Source organism: Burkholderia sp. WP9 (genome assembly GCF_900104795.1).
In the GTDB taxonomy this organism is placed as follows: Bacteria; Pseudomonadota; Gammaproteobacteria; order Burkholderiales; family Burkholderiaceae; genus Paraburkholderia.
The window spans coordinates 2811392-2826812 of the sequence record NZ_FNTG01000002.1 but is presented as its reverse complement, the minus strand read 5'-3'; the positions used below and the strand labels follow the sequence as shown (position 1 = coordinate 2826812).

The 15421-nt window shown below is 64.0% G+C and carries 12 protein-coding genes; 9 read left to right on the top strand and 3 right to left on the bottom strand.

Going from position 1 to position 15421, the window contains the following annotated elements:
• Positions 1–3: 3 nt before the first annotated feature.
• A complete protein-coding gene (locus BLW71_RS33720; protein WP_091807380.1) occupies positions 4–1158 on the bottom strand; it encodes an ABC transporter ATP-binding protein in 1155 nt (384 codons plus the stop codon).
• A 192-nt stretch (positions 1159–1350) separates the two neighbouring features.
• Here BLW71_RS33720 and BLW71_RS33715 point away from each other — a divergent pair, with 192 nt between their 5' ends.
• The 6 genes from BLW71_RS33715 to BLW71_RS33690 all read left to right on the top strand — a co-directional run bounded on the left by BLW71_RS33715 (position 1351) and on the right by BLW71_RS33690 (position 8118).
• On the top strand, positions 1351–2382 hold the full coding sequence (locus tag BLW71_RS33715) for a LacI family DNA-binding transcriptional regulator (protein WP_091807378.1): 1032 nt from the start codon (positions 1351–1353) through the stop codon (positions 2380–2382).
• A 264-nt stretch (positions 2383–2646) separates the two neighbouring features.
• Positions 2647–3411, top strand: coding sequence for a flagellar brake protein (locus BLW71_RS33710; RefSeq protein WP_091807376.1), 765 nt, complete (start codon positions 2647–2649; stop codon positions 3409–3411).
• A 467-nt stretch (positions 3412–3878) separates the two neighbouring features.
• Positions 3879–4883 (top strand): sugar ABC transporter substrate-binding protein, encoded by a 1005-nt coding sequence (locus BLW71_RS33705; RefSeq protein ID WP_091807374.1) that lies wholly within the window; start codon positions 3879–3881, stop codon positions 4881–4883.
• Positions 4884–4980: 97 nt separating this feature from the next.
• A complete protein-coding gene (locus tag BLW71_RS33700; protein WP_091807372.1) occupies positions 4981–5967 on the top strand; it encodes an ABC transporter permease in 987 nt (328 codons plus the stop codon).
• A gap of 84 nt (positions 5968–6051) precedes the next feature.
• Positions 6052–6849, top strand: a complete 798-nt coding sequence (locus BLW71_RS33695) for an ATP-binding cassette domain-containing protein (RefSeq protein WP_091807369.1) — start codon at positions 6052–6054, stop codon at positions 6847–6849.
• A gap of 30 nt (positions 6850–6879) precedes the next feature.
• Positions 6880–8118 carry an ROK family transcriptional regulator gene (locus tag BLW71_RS33690; RefSeq protein ID WP_091807367.1) on the top strand — a complete coding sequence of 413 codons (1239 nt, stop codon included), beginning with the start codon at positions 6880–6882 and terminating at the stop codon, positions 8116–8118.
• Positions 8119–8148: 30 nt separating this feature from the next.
• Here BLW71_RS33690 and BLW71_RS33685 read toward each other — a convergent pair whose 3' ends face one another.
• On the bottom strand, positions 8149–11229 hold the full coding sequence (locus BLW71_RS33685) for a transglycosylase domain-containing protein (RefSeq protein ID WP_091807365.1): 3081 nt from the start codon (positions 11227–11229) through the stop codon (positions 8149–8151).
• 195 nt (positions 11230–11424) lie between these two features.
• Positions 11425–12408 carry a LysR family transcriptional regulator gene (locus BLW71_RS33680; RefSeq protein WP_091807363.1) on the bottom strand — a complete coding sequence of 328 codons (984 nt, stop codon included), beginning with the start codon at positions 12406–12408 and terminating at the stop codon, positions 11425–11427.
• Between the two features lie 159 nt (positions 12409–12567).
• Here BLW71_RS33680 and BLW71_RS33675 point away from each other — a divergent pair, with 159 nt between their 5' ends.
• From BLW71_RS33675 to BLW71_RS33665, 3 genes are all read left to right on the top strand, one after another.
• Positions 12568–13500, top strand: coding sequence for a dihydrodipicolinate synthase family protein (locus BLW71_RS33675; RefSeq protein ID WP_091807361.1), 933 nt, complete (start codon positions 12568–12570; stop codon positions 13498–13500).
• Between the two features lie 449 nt (positions 13501–13949).
• Positions 13950–14519: an RNA polymerase sigma factor gene (locus tag BLW71_RS33670; RefSeq protein ID WP_091807359.1), complete on the top strand. Its 570-nt coding sequence runs from the start codon at positions 13950–13952 to the stop codon at positions 14517–14519.
• The gene (locus tag BLW71_RS33665) at positions 14519–15301 is read left to right on the top strand and encodes an anti-sigma factor (protein ID WP_091807356.1); all 783 of its coding nucleotides are present in this window, start codon (positions 14519–14521) and stop codon (positions 15299–15301) included. The genes BLW71_RS33670 and BLW71_RS33665 overlap by 1 nt, the downstream gene beginning before the upstream one ends.
• The last annotated feature ends 120 nt before the right edge of the window (positions 15302–15421 follow it).

Sequence of the window (15421 nt, the reverse complement as noted above, 5' to 3'; positions counted from 1 at the left end):
CCTTTATGCGTAGTGTTCGACGGATTCGAGCGAAGCGGCGGCAAAGCCGTCTTCGGTAAACAAATGGCAAGCGGGGCGAGGCACGCGCAGGTTGGCGCGCTCGCCGGGCGCGAGGCGCGTATCGCCGGGCGCTTTGGCGATCAGCGCGGCGCCGCCGGGCTGATCGAGGTGGACATAGCTGTGTTCGCCGAGCTGTTCGACGAGCGAGACCGTGCGAGTCAGCACGGCGTCGTCCGGCGAAACGGAAGAGGCGTCGACAAACTCCAGGTGCTCAGGACGCACGCCGAGCGTGACGGCTTGCGAGACTTGCAAGCCCGTGCCATTCACCGGCACGCGCACGCTTTCACCCGTGTGATCGAGCGTGACGCTCACGCCTTGCGCATCGATCGCGGCCACCTTGCCCGGCAGAAAATTCATGCGCGGCGAGCCGATGAAACCCGCGACGAAACGGCTCTTCGGACGGTGATACAACTCCAGCGGCGCGCCGACCTGCGCGATGCTGCCGTAGCGCTCGGTATCCTTGCCGGCATGCAGCAGCACGATCTTGTCGGCGAGCGTCATCGCTTCGATCTGGTCGTGCGTCACGTAGACCACGCTGGCCTTGGCGAACTGTTTATGCAGCCGCGCGATCTCGATGCGGGTCTGTCCGCGCAACGTGGCATCGAGATTGGAGAGCGGTTCGTCGAACAGGAACACACCCGGCTCGCGCACGATCGCACGGCCAATCGCCACACGCTGGCGCTGACCGCCGGACAACGCCTTCGGCTTACGCTCGAGCAACGCCTCCAGTTGCAGGATGCGCGCGGCTTCCCGCACCTTGCGGTCAATCTCGTCCTTGGGGGTTTTGGATAACTTGAGGCCGAACGCCATGTTCTCGAACACGGTCATGTGCGGAAATAGCGCGTAGCTCTGAAACACCATCGCCACGCCGCGTTGCGCGGCCGGCACGTCGTTCACGAGTCGGCCGCCAATCGAGAGGTCGCCGTCGGTGAGATCCTCGAGGCCCGCGATCATGCGCAGCAAGGTGGATTTGCCGCAGCCGGAAGGGCCGAGAAACACGCAAAACTCGTTCTCGCCAATCTCGAGATCGACGTCGCGGATTACCGGCGCGCCGTCGCCATACGCCTTCTGCACGCCTCTTAACGAAATACTCGCCATTGCATCGACTCCGTGGTTTAATCGGCTCGAAGTCGGAGATTAAGCGCTTAATCAGCTCGGCCAAAAAAAGCGATCGCTGGCGATCGTTGGGCCTTGCCTGTCTCCGATATCGTTTTGTCTGTGCGAGAGATGGTGCCGCGCCTTTGGCCGCGATGCAAATGTCGGGCAACCATCCCAAATATTGAAAGCCCCATGCCCACACTCAGCGAAGTCGCCCGCCATGCCGGCGTCACACCTGCCACGGTATCCAACGTGCTGCGCAATCGCGGCCGGGTTGGCGCGACCACCCGGCAACGCGTGCTCGACGCGGTCGACGCGCTCGGCTACCGCCCGCATCTCGCCGCGCGCGCACTCGCCGAAGGTCGCGCGCCGACGCTCGCGCTGATGGTGTCGAGCATCGCCAACCCGTTCTATCCGGAGTTCGCGCTCGCCGTCGAACGCGCGGCGCGCACGAGCGGCCACTTCGTGATCATCTGCAATACGAACGAAGATCCGCTGACCGGCCGCGCATATCTCGACCAGATTGCCGGCACGCTCTCCGAGGGCGTGCTCGTGACGAATGCGAACCTCGACTTTGCCGATCTTCATACGACCGAATCACGCGGCACACCCGTGGTTCTGTGCATGTGGGAGCGGCCTGACGAGCCGCCGGGTTTGCCGTGTGTCGCGGTCGATTTCCGGCGCGCGGGCGAACTGGCCGGTACGCATTTGCTGGAGCTTGGTCATCGGCGAATTGGCGCGATTGTCGGCAGTAAGGCCTCGGGCATTCACGCGGCGCGTTACGAAGGTTTCGTCGACGCGCTGCGCGCGGGTGGCGCGCCGAAAAGCCGGGTGAAACACGCGGCCGATACGATCCAGGGCGGCTATGCCGCAGCACGCGCGCTGCTCGAAAGCGATCCGAAGCTCACCGCGATCTTCTCGACCAACGACCTGCCCGCGCTCGGCGCGATGCACGCCGCCGCCGACCTCGGCCTGAACGTGCCGGCGGACCTTTCCGTGATCGGCATTACCGACATCCAGCTCGCGCGCGAGTCGCGCCCCGCGCTGACGACGGTTGCCGTGCCGACGGCCGAAGTCGCCGAACTTGCGGTCTCGCTGTTGCGCGAACTGATCGAGTCGTCGTATGGACAGGCGGGACGCGACGCCACCAGCGTGCCGATGCGGATTTCCTCGCCGCCCGAACTCGTTGTGCGCGCATCCACCGGCGTGCCGCGTTCGCGGTGATGTGGCCGTAACAGCATCTCGGACGTTACGTAGCGAAACCTCCCTACGCGCACCACCGGCGCCCCGACGCGGCACCCGCGAACGTCCGCAAACGCCCACGGCAAGCGCTTCGACACCATGCGCGCCGCGTTGCGCCCACTCTTCCATGCAGTTGGCACGGTCCCTGCAAACAAGCAGGCAAAGGCCGAGCGCCGCCGCGACCGAGAGGCCGCCCGCGCTCCCCAACTGGCCAGGCCAAGGCCATCACACGCATGGAAATTCCAAATGATTGCCGATCTCTTGCAGGACGCTGAAGTCTCCGACCACGCCCACGACATCGACTCGAATTTCGCGCAGCGCCACCCCTTGCAAATCGCCGTTTGTCTGCGCAACCTCGCGGCCGGACAGGACTTCGTCACGGTCGAATTCGGCGGCCGGCAAATCGTCACGCAAATCCTCGACGTCGACTCGCGCAATGCACGTTTTATCTTCGATACAGGCAGCGTGGCCGACGACAACACTGCGCTGCCCGCTGCACGGCAACTGACGTTCCGCAGCCTGCCGGGCGGCATTCGCACCGAGTTCACCACCGTCGGCGCCACGCCTGTCGTATTCGACGGACTGCCGGCGTTCGAAGCGCCATTCCCGTCGTTGCTCTACTACGTTCAACGCCGCGAATTCTTCCGCGTGCAAACGCCCGTGCTCGACCCGTACATCGCAAGCGGCCGCTATGCGGACGGTGATTCGTTCCGGCTGGAATTGCAGGACCTGTCGCTAGGCGGCATCGCATTAAAGACGGCTGATGAACGCTTCGGTTCGCTCGAAAGCGGCACGGTTCTGCGCGACGTCGCGTTGCAACTCGGCAGCTTCGGCACGCTGCGACTCGATCTGGAAATCGTCGCGCCGCGCCAGGTGAGCACGGCGAAGGGCGATCGGCGCTTTGTGATCGGCTGCAAGTTCGTCGCGACGCCGGGGCCGGCCGAGCGGACCTTGCAACGCGTCGTCACGCAACTGGAAACCCGGCGGCAAACGCTCGCGCCGCGTCGATAAGCGCATGCGCCGCGGACCTCGCGTTGGAGGCGATCATTCAATCGCCGCCACGCGAGCCGCGCATCTCGGGAACCGCTGAATTTCCCTCGCGACGCAACGTGATTTGCGGTCGCTAAAATCTCATTCAGCCTTCAATTAGCTTTCACGCGAGCCAGGACTTTCCCCAAGCCCGGCGGCTCGATCTTGCATCGCATCAAACGATGCAAGCCCCGCTGAGCATGGCTCGCAGCCTTCCGGCAGGTTTTCCCCCGTCACTGTCCCCGCTGATCGTTTCCTTGACGAGAGTCGGCGCGCCTGCTGTACTAAATCAACCAAAGTGATTTAGGTGGTCCGAATCGAGCCGGCCCAGGTTTTTCCAACCCGCCTCGCTCGCATCGAGCCGCAAACCAGGTTGTCAGCGCGCAGCGTTCGCGCGGGCAGCCGCCAGCAGTCCACAACGTCGTTGCCAAGAACCGGAGGAGCGTCCCATGAATCTGAATTCCCGCAGGCTTCCTGTCGCCAGGAAAATCGTGTCGATGTGCGTCGCGGCATCGGCGGTATGGTGTGCGAGCGCGAGCCAGGCGGCCGACCAGCCTGTCGTCGGCCTGATCACCAAGACCGACACCAACCCGTTCTTCGTGAAGATGAAACAGGGCGCCGAAGCGGCCGCCTCGAAAGACGGCGCGAAGCTCATCACGGCCGCGGGCAAGTTCGACGGCGACAACGCGAGCCAGGTCACCGCCATCGAAAACATGATGACGGCCGGCGCGAAAGCGATTCTGATCACGCCGAGCGACACCAAGGCGATCGTGCCGAGCATCAAGAAAGCGCGCGCCGCCGGCGTGATGGTGGTCGCGCTCGACACGCCGACCGATCCGCAAGACGCCACGGACGCCCTCTTCGCCACCGACAACTTCAAGGCCGGCGTGCTGATCGGCAAATACGCGAAAGCGGCGCTGAACGGCAAGCCCGCGAAGATCGCCACACTCGATCTCGCGCCCGGCGTCTCGGTCGGCGTGCTGCGGCATAACGGCTTCCTGGAAGGCTTCGGCGTGAAGCCGGGCGATCCATCGGTGGTCTGCAGCCAGGACACCCGCGGCGATCAGGCCAAGGGCCAGACGGCGATGGAAAACTGCCTGCAGAAATCGCCCGACATCAACGTGGTCTACACGATCAACGAACCGGCCGCAGCGGGCGCCTACCGCGCGCTCAAGGCGGCGGGCAAGGATAAAGACGTGATGATCGTCTCGATCGACGGCGGCTGTGAAGGCGTGCGCAACGTCAAGGCGGGCGCCATCGCCGCGACCTCGCAGCAATATCCGCTCAAGATGGCTTCGCTCGGCGTGACGGCCGGCGTCGAATACGCGAAGACCGGCAAGAAGGTCTCCGGCTATCAGGACACCGGCGTGACGCTGATCACCGACAAACCGATGTCCGGCATCGACAGCAAGGACACCAAGTTCGGCCTCGACAACTGTTGGGGCAACAAGTAACGCGCATTGCATTGAACAGAGCGGCCCGCTTCGGCGGGCCGCCATCGGAATTGCCGCGTGGCCGACGCGCCACGCTCATGCATCGAGGTTATCCATCATGTCGACTCCATCCGCGCCCGCCGGCCATTCCCGCTCGTTCGCCGAGCGCATGCCATCGCTTGCCGAGGTCGGGCCACTCATCGCACTGGTCCTGGCTTGCGGCTTCTTCATCTCGCAGAGCAGCCGCTTCCTGTCGTTCCAGAACCTCTCGCTGATCCTGCAGCAAACCATGGTGGTCGCGGTCATCGCCATCGGCCAGACGCTGATCGTGCTGACCGGCGGCATCGATCTTTCGTGCGGCATGGTGATGGCGTTCGGCTCGATCATCATGACCAAATTCGCGGTCACGCTGGGCGTGCCGCCAGTCCTCGCGATCCTGTGCGGGATCGGTGCGAGCACGCTGTTCGGCGCGCTCAACGGCGTGCTCATCACGCGCATCAAACTGCCCGCTTTCATCGTCACGCTGGGCACGCTGAATATCGCTTTTGCGCTCACGCAGATCTATTCGAACGCCGAGAGCGTGTCGAACCTGCCGGACGCGATCATGTTCTTCGGCAATACGTTCAAGCTCGGGCCCGCGGATGTCACGTACGGCACCGTGCTCACCCTGCTGATGTATCTGGCCACCTGGTTCGTGTTGCGCGATACGGTGCCCGGGCGTCATCTCTATGCGCTCGGCAACAACCCCGAGGCCGCGCGCCTGATGGGCCTGTCGTCGCAGAAGATCCTGCTGACCGTGTATTCGCTGGCCGGCGCGATCTACGGCATTGCCGCATTGCTGTCCGTGTCGCGCACCGGCGTGGGCGATCCGCAGGCGGGACAAACCGAGAACCTCGACAGCATTACCGCGGTCGTGCTCGGCGGCACGAGTCTGTTCGGCGGACGCGGCTCGATTGTCGGCACGCTGCTCGGCGCGCTGATTGTCGGCGTGTTCCGCAATGGTCTGACGTTGATCGGCGTTTCTTCGGTCTACCAGGTGTTGATCACCGGCATGCTGGTGATTCTTGCCGTAGCCGCGGACAAACTTTCCCATCGTCGCGGTTGAACGCAATCGCACTACGTGCATGGGGCCGGAGTAAGCGCTAAAGCGCTGAGTCAGGCCGACCGCACTACGTACATGGAGCCCGTCATGTCGACAAACACTTCCGCTTCAACCGCAATGCCCGTTCTGCAGGCACGCGGCCTCATCAAACGCTATGGCAACGTGACCGCGCTCGACGGTTGCGATTTCGAAGTGCTGCCCGGCGAGATCATGGCCGTGATCGGCGATAACGGCGCCGGCAAATCGTCGTTGATCAAAGCCCTTTCCGGCGCCACCGTGCCAGACGAAGGCGAGATTCTGCTCGACGGCAAGCCGGTCAAATTCCGCAGCCCGCTGGATGCCCGCGCGCAAGGCATCGAAACGGTGTATCAAGAACTCGCGGTGGCGCCGGCCATGAGCATCGCCGAAAACCTGTTTCTCGCCCGCGAACTGCTCAAACCCGGCTGGCGCGGCTCCATCTTCAAGATGATCGACAAACGCCGCATGCTGGACGAAGCGACCGCGCATATGAAGGACCTGCAGATCGGTATCCGCTCGATGCGTCAGGCGGTCGAAACGCTCTCGGGCGGCCAGCGCCAGGGTGTGGCCGTGGCGCGCAGCGCGGCGTTCGCGCGGCACGTGGTGATTCTCGACGAACCCACCGCCGCCCTCGGCGTGAAGGAAGGCAACATGGTGCTGGAACTGATCCGCCGCGTGCGCGATCGCGGCTTGCCCGTGATCCTCATCAGCCACAACATGCCACACGTGTTCGAGATCGCGGACCGTATCCATATCCAGCGACTCGGCCGGCGCGCGGCGCTCGTGAACCGGAAGGACATTCATATGTCGGAGGCTGTGGCAATCATGACGGGCGCAAAGGAAGCCGACGTCAAGGCGATTGCATGATCTACGCACCCTGCTGAGCGGGCTCCCACCATGGACACCACCGGCACCCGCTCGCCTCTCAAACGCACGGTCGGCTCGAATCAGGTCGGCATGCGGCAATTCAACGAGCGCATCGTCCTGCAGGCGATCCGCTTGCATGGGCCGCTGCCGAAAGCCGACGTGAGCCGCCTCACGCGTCTTTCCATGCAGACGGTGTCGATGATCGTCGAGCGCCTCATCGACGACGGGCTGCTCGAAAAGCAGGCGCGGGTGCGCGGCAGGATCGGCCAGCCGTCGGTGCCGATCGCGTTGCGCGCGCAAGGCGCGTACACCATCGGCATCAAGGTGGGACGCCGCAGTCTCGACGTGCTGGCCATGGATTTTGCCGGCCATGTCGTGCATCGCGATGTCTTCGAATACGCGTACCCCGATCCGCGCACGCTGTTTCCCGCGCTCGAAAGCAAGCTGGCGCGCGTGAACCAGTCGCTCGGCGCGAAGGCCAGCCAGGTGGTCGGCGTAGGCGTCGCGGCGCCCTTGTGGCTCGGCGGCTGGCGCGATTTTTTAGGCGCGCCGCCGGACGCGCTGGAGGCGTGGCATGAGATCGATCTGCGCTCGCGCATCGCCACCATGACGGGCCTGCCCGTCGAGTTCGCCAAAGACACCACGGCCGCCTGCGCCGCCGAACTCGTGATGGGCCAGGGCCGCGGCATCCACAACTTTCTGTATCTGTTCGTCGGCACGTTTATCGGCGGCGGCCTCGTGATCGACGGCCGTTTGCACGGCGGCCCGCACGATAACGCGGGCGCGGTCGGCTCGATTCCGTTGCGCGAAGGCGGCCCGCGCAAACCCGCGCGCCAGTTGCTGCACGCGGCCTCGGGCTTCGTGCTCGAAAAGCTCTTGAACGATGCGGGCGCACCGGCCGCGGCCGCGCACGATCATCGCGCGTTGTCGCCGGAAATGTGGCGGCACACCGAACAATGGCTCGACAGCGCGTGCCCGGCGATCGCCAACGCGCTGACCAATGCGGCCGCGTTGCTCGACCTCGAAGCGATCGTGATCGACGGCGAACTCGACCGGCAACTGGTGCGGGAAATCATTCGACGCACCGAGCGCGTGCTCGACCGTTTCGAATGGGAAGGCATGGTGCGGCCGCAATTGCTGGAAGGCGCAATCGGAGCCGATGCGCGCGCAATGGGCGGCGCGATTCTGCCGCTCTATGCGCATTTCGCGCCGGTGCACGAGCTATTCCTCAAACCGGCGGCGGAGACGGTTTATCAGACGCCGGCGTGATTCATCAGCACCGGCACTTTTCACTCGCGCTCATTGCGCCGCCACCTTCCTCACAGACGCGGTCTTTGCAGGCGGGTTGTCCAGCAACGGCTGCAACACCGGCGCCATCGACTTTAGCAACTGCACCGATAGCGCGCTCGTGAACTCGTAATGCGCGGCATACGGTTCATGCACCCACGCGGTCAAGGTGCCGTAGAAACGGTCGCCCATCGCGAACACGAAGGTCGCGCTGCGGTTCACCTTGCGCGACTCGATCAGACGAGCGCCTTTGGCGAACACATTGAAGCGCTGATCGCCGGTGCCGGTCTTGCCGTACACCTCCAGGGTCTGGCCATCGGGGAATGTCATGCCTTGCGCAAGACGTTTCGCGGTGCCGCCCGTCACTACGTCACGCAACAGCACTTTCACCACGCCGGCGATTTCCGGCGACAACTGCTGTTGCGGCGCCACCGCCGCGCGCTGGAAATGCGTTTCGTAAGGCGTGTCTTTCGCGAAGTCGAGTTGCGTGAGGCTTTCGGTCGGCACCTTGTTGCCATTGTTGGCAATCACGCCGATCAGTTGCGCGAGCGCGGCGGGCCGATCGCCCGACGCGCCGATTGCAGCCGCATACGAAGGTGTGAGCGTCGCAAACGGATAACCGAGCGCCTGCCACGATTTGCCGATGGCATCGTACGCGCGCAGTTCGACCATCCGCTTGATGCGGCGGTCTTGCGTGGCGTGATAGCGCGTCTTGAAGAGCCATGAATACGTCGACAGACGCACGTCGCGGCTCGCGCTCTGAATCTGGTCGAGCGTGGCGCCGGGATGCTCGCGCAGATAGTTGAGCGTCCACAGTTCGAGCGGATGCACGCTGGAGATGTAGCCGCGGTCGTTCAGATTGAAGCGGTCAATCGCGTATTTGGCATACAGATTCCCCAGATCCTCGTCGTCGAGCACGGAGGCGGCGGGCGTGTTTTTCAGCGCCGCGCGCATCTGCGCGTTGAACCATGCATTCGACTCGTCGGGCGCGACGCTGCGTAACACCGTCGCCACTTTGGGCGGCGATTTGCGCACGCCGAGCAGCAGCAGCGCCAACGCCTGGTCGCGCGTCTTGCCGTGGTACTTCGTATAGAAACGATTCATGTACACGCGGCTTTCCTGATCGGCGAAGCGCATCAGATACATCTTGCGGATCTGCGGATCGCCCAGCCATTGCGACGACGGCCCGGTGGTCTGCACCATTTCGTAATGAACGATGTCGCGCATCAAACGCACGAAAACCAGATTCACCGAATGCTGGAATGCGCGATGCACGGTCAGGATGCGGCTGTTGTCGTCGGATTCGAAATTGTTGAAGGTCTGCGCGCCGCCGCCCGTATAGAAGGTTTCGCCGGGACTGGCCGAGTACTTGCGCTCCACGGCAGCGTCGAGCATGGCTTGCAGCGAGCGGTCCGATGTGTGCGCAAGATAATCGAGCGACCAGCGCGTGAGCTGGTCGTTCGGATCGTACTTGACGGCTTTCAGCTCCGCTGTGCTCAGCGGCGCATAACGCTTGTGCAGATCTGAGACGATCTGCAAATACGTCACCACGGTACGCAGTTTCGCCGTCGAACCGAGATTGAGCCGCGCGCCGGAATTGATATCGAACGGCTGGTTGACGCTATCGGTTTGCACACGCACGAGGGCAGCGCCGTCGCGCCGCTCGAACAGCGTGAAGCTATAAGCGATCTTCGAAGGATCATCCGACGCCCGCAGCATTTCGAAGCCGACGAGACCTGCGGCCTTCGCACCGTCGCGCGTAGCGGCAGCGGCGAGGCGTTCGCTCACGGCTTGCTGCACCGCGTTGTTGAGCGTGCCTTTCGCCTGCAGATCGAGGCGGTCGAGTTCGTAAAAACTCGGAATGCCGAGCGCGGCCAGCAGATGCGAGCGCATGGACGTGACCGCCTTGCGCGACACGAAGGACTCCGTGCTCGCCGTTCTCGCGGGCATGCGGTGCAAATCCACCACGGCGGACAGCGCGGCATCGCGCAACGGGATCGACACGATGCCGCCGTTCGCGAGCAGCCGCAGATAACTGTCGGTCAGCCGTTCGAGTTCTTTGTAGCCGTGATGCAGGAAATACGACGGCGCGCGTTGCGCGATCATCAGCGAGAGCACCTGGCGAAACGCCACGCCCTGCTCCGGCAGATTCTGTTCGGTCGGAGGCGCTTTCAGAATGCGATTGATGTCGTTGAAATCGCGCCCGTACCAGGCGGCGAGTCCATCGCCAATGCCGTTGATTTCGCCGATGCCCGGCTGCGCGGCGAGCGGCACCGAGTTGAGATAGTGGACGACGATCTGCCGGCGCGCCGGCATGGTTTGCGGGCCGTTCAGATAGGCGCGCACCGAGGCCGACGCGATCTGCCGCAATTTCTCCGGCGGGCTCGCCGTGCGCCCGTCTGCCGAGTGGCGGAATTTTTCGATCTGCGTGGCGAGCGTGCTGCCGCCGGGCTGCGACTGATGGTGGTTGAACACGCGCACGCCCTGATCGGCCAGGGCACGGCTGAAGCGGCCCCAGTCGATTGCCGGATTGCGGTTCGGCTGATCCGGATCGAGCAGATAACGGTCTTCGATAAAAAGCAGCGAATTCACGACGAGCGGCGGAATCGCGTCGAAGTTGTCATACACGCGGCCCGGGAACTGCGCGGAAAAGAGCGGCGCGCCCGTGCCATCGAAGAGTTGCAAGCCTGCCCGATCCTTTTCTTCGTATGGAAGAAAGAGGCCGTTATCCGCCAGCGACAGCATCCGCTCGGAATCGCGCGCCTGAGCGCTCACTTCGAATCCGCGTTGCAGCAGGCGCTGCTGGATCGACGGCAGCAGCGCATAGCCTAGACGGCTGTCGTAGGGACCTTTGTCAGCTTGAGGAAAACGGATGGAGTGACTGGGACCGTCGGCGACGGAGAAACCCACGTCGCGAGTCAGTTCGGAGAGATAGCGCGCCTGCAATCGCGATGTTTCGATCTCGACCTGGCAAAAGCGCGCCGCCAGTGCCAGCAGGAGCAGTAACGCCGCCGCCAGCGCCCATTTGAACCACTTCCGCACAGACGCCGTGCCTGTTGCGCGAAACGGTAACCGAACCAGTGGCCGATTCATGCTGCTCTCCCCGAGCGGGCGCCATGCTCTTCTGACCTGGCGCACCTTCGAAGGAGTGTAGCGCGGAACATGAAGCCGCGATCGGTACGGATTTACCCGAGAGTGTCGCGGCTACAACACCCTTTTGCGACGCATGGCGCAGTGGCGATCGCCGTGAGATATTGAAAGTCTTTCGCGTGTCGAAAAAGCGCCGCTTCAGGCGCTTTTTTGCTTTCGTGCCGTGTGCTCCGGCAACCGTTTTGGCGTCGGCTTCGCCGCCTGCGCACTCAACAATTCGACGAACTGTTCCGCTGGCGGCGACAGCTCCCCACCCTTGCGCGTGACAACGCCAAAAGTCTGCGACGGCGATTTGAGTTTCACCGGAACGAGGCGCAGCATCCTTTTCCGCACGAACATATCTGCGATCGCGGTAGGCAAGAGCGAAACCAGATCGTGACTGCTTTGCAGCAGAGCGACCGTGACGAAAGTTGAAGCCGTCGACACCGGGTTGTCCGGCATGTCCAGACCGGCCAGATCCATCTCACGTTCGAGCAGCGCGTGCAGCGGCATGTGCGACGGATACATCACCCAGCGATGGCCGGCCAGATCGCGCAGTTTCACCTCTTTCCTCGGCAACGGCGGATGACCGTAGCCCACCACCACCGAGAGCGGCTCGTCGCCTAGGGGACGATAGTGATACTTCGATGGATCGGCCGCCACCGCCGCGCGACCGATTACCAGATCGAGCCGGCCGTCGTCGAGTTGCTGCAGCATGCGCGCGCTCGTGTCTTCCACCACTTCGACGGAAAGGTTCGGCTGCCCGGCATGCAGTTGATTCAGCGCCGGCACGACGCACTCCGGAATCGCGCCCATGATCGCGCCGATCGCGAGACGCCCGCCGCGCCCGGAACGTATCTCGGCGACGTCCTGGCAGAGCGCGGTGAGATCCGTCGTCACGAGGCGCGCGTAGCGGATCACGCAATGGCCGAGCTGGTTCGGGATCATGCCGCTTTTCGACCGCTCGAAGAGCGGCGCGTCGAGCATCGACTCCAGTTCCTGCAAGGCCTTGCTGGCCGCCGACTGCGTCAGCGACATCGCACCGGCGGCTTTGTGCAGCGACTTCTGGTCGTCGAGCGCAATCAGCAATTGGAGTTGCTTCATGCGCAGTTTCGAGAGCAGGAGGTTCAGGGTGTCTTTCATGGCTTGCCGAGCGAACGCGAAGGTGAGTCGCGAAGGTGAGTCGCAAAAGCGATCACAAGATGGAAACAATTCAATATACCTGCCGGGTCCAGCTCCGTATAGTCGGCGACAGCCATCCTGCATGGAATCGACCCACACTTTGCGACAACGCTTATCACCATGACTCAGGCATCCACTTCTAGCGCCTTGCGCGGCGTGTTCCCCGTCGTGCCGACCATCTTCGACGACGCCGGCCGGCTCGACCTCGAAGGCCAGAAACGCTGCATCGATTTCATGATCGACGCGGGTTCGAACGGGCTGTGCATTCTGGCGAACTTCTCCGAGCAGTTCGCCCTGTCCGACGACGAGCGCACGACGCTCATGCACGTGGCGCTCGAACACGTCGCGGGCCGCGTGCCGGTGATCGTCACGACCACGCATTTCAGTTCGCACCAGTGCGCCGAGCGCAGTCGCAGCGCACAGGCCGCGGGCGCCGCGATGGTCATGATCATGCCGCCGTATCACGGCGCGACGATCCGCGTCGGCGAGCGCGGCATCTACGAGTTCTACCGGACCGTGTCCGACGCAATCTCGATTCCGATCATGATTCAGGACGCGCCGGTGAGCGGCACGCCATTGTCGGCGCCGTTTCTCGCCCGCATGGCGCGCGAGATCGATCACGTGTCGTACTTCAAGATCGAAGTGCCGCAAGCGGCGAACAAGCTGCGCGAACTCATCGAGCTGGGCGGCGACGCAATCGTGGGTCCATGGGACGGCGAAGAGGCGATCACGCTGATGGCCGATCTGGATGCGGGCGCAACCGGATCGATGACGGGCGGCGGCTACGCCGACGGCATCCGTCTGATCGTCGACGCCTATGCGGCCGGCGACACCGAGGCGGCCGCCGCCCACTATCAGCAGTGGCTGCCGTTGATCAACTACGAAAACCGCCAGGGCGGCCTCGCATCGTGCAAGGCGCTGATGAAGGAAGGCGGCGTGATCCGCTCCGACGCGGTACGCCATCCATTACCGCAAATGCATCCGGCCACACGCGAAGGACTGTTGAAGGTCGCGCGACGGCTCGATCCGCTGGTGCTGCGCTGGGGGAGATAAGCCGAAGGCGCGTCGAAGCGCGACCGGACGCACATGCAGACGCACATGCGGACGCCAGCAAGCATGACCTGAGCCGGCCAACCCATTCCGGTCGAAGGCGGTTGCCAATCCATCGACAGCCGCCCTCGACCTCATCAGGAATGAGCCGTGCCCCCCGTGCTTTGTCAAACCACCCGCCATGCGCTATCCGTCCCGCATCGCGTGGCTCCGTTGCCCGCCGTTCATCGACTGGCGCAACGGCCCTACCCTCACTCACACGCACCCCGTGTCCTCTTCGCCCGCCATCCTGTCATCGCGCGAACGAACGCACGCAACCCACGCAACGCCGGGCTCTGCAGCCACATACGCGAACCTCGCCTCAACGGATGCGCGCCCAACGAAAAAAACCGCATATAAGACGACGGAGAAATTGAGTAACATAGGCCCGCAAGCTCACCCTAACTTTCTCCATGACCGCCAATCCTCGAGAACTGACGCCGGAAACCCTCGCCGAGCTGCTCGAACGTGTCGCCAAACAGGACGGCGCGGCATTGCGCGAGCTATATGATCTCGCCGCCCCGAAACTGTTTGGCCTTGCTCTCCGTATATTGAGCAAGCACGAGTGGGCCGAAGAAGTCTTGCAGGACAGCTTCGTCAATATCTGGCGCTTTGCCGGCGACTATCGCCGCGCGCTGTCCGCCCCGATGACGTGGATGTCGGCAATCGTCCGTAATCGTGCTCTCGATCACCTGCGGCGGGTCAACTCGCAGGAAACAGAATGGAGCGATGCGTTGGACGATCTCGTGGCAACCGGCGATCCGGATCCCGAAGCGCTGACGGCGGTCAGCCTGCAGGCACGTTTGCTGGCCGGCTGCATGCAGCAACTGGAGCCGGCGCAGCGTCAGGCAGTTGCCCTCGCCTACCTGCGCGACCAGAGCCATAGCGAGATCGCCGAAGTGCTGACGGTGCCGCTCGGCACCATCAAGTCATGGATCAGACGCGGCCTCGCCAAGCTCAAGACCTGCCTGGGAGGCGAGTGATGAATCTCCATCGCTATCCTCAGCTAGTCGATCTGCTGGCCGCCGAATATGTGCTCGGCACGCTGCGTGGTGGCGCGCGCCGCCGCTTTCAACGCTACGCGGACCACGACACGACGATCCGCAAGGCCGTCGACGAATGGCAGCGCCGCATCTCGCCAATGGCCGAGCTCGCGGAGCCGCGCATGCCGCCGGCCGCCGTGTGGGAAGCCATCGAACGGCGTCTCGGCCTCACGGCGGCGCGGGAAGCGGCACGCCCGCGCAGCGTGGTGGAAATACCGGCGCGGCCGTCGCGCAGCCTGTTCGAGAACCTGGCGTTCTGGCGCGGCTGGGCACTCGGCGTCACGGGTGTCGCGGCAGTCGCCCTGGTGGTCGCCGTGCGCTCACTGTTGCCGTCCGCCACCGCGCCTGTCACGGCGCCGACCGTGGCTCAGCAACCCGAAACGGCCGTGTCGCATGTGGCCGTGCTGAACAATAAGGACGCGCATCCGGTCATGCTGGTCGCGTGGGACGAAGCGCATTCGACCATGACCGTGCATCCGCTCGGCAAGGTCGATCTGCCCGCGGGCCGGGCCATGGAACTGTGGGGCATTCCGGCGAGCGGCCACCCGGTTTCGCTCGGCATGCTGCCGGACAGCGCGAACGGCAAGGTCACCGCCGGTCAGCAGAAGCCGGAGAGTTACGCGGCGCTGGCCGTCTCGATCGAAGCGCCGGGCGGCTCGCCCGATCACAACGCGCCGAGCGGTCCGGTGGTGTTCACCGGCAAGTTGCTGCCGGTGTCCTGAGGCCGCTCCCGTTCGCCTCGACGCCTGGTCCGCCCAGGCCGGCATTCGCTCGACGCGGGTGCCGGCCTTTCGTATCCACCGTTTGACAAGCGGATCGCGCAACGGCTGGACGCAAGCGCG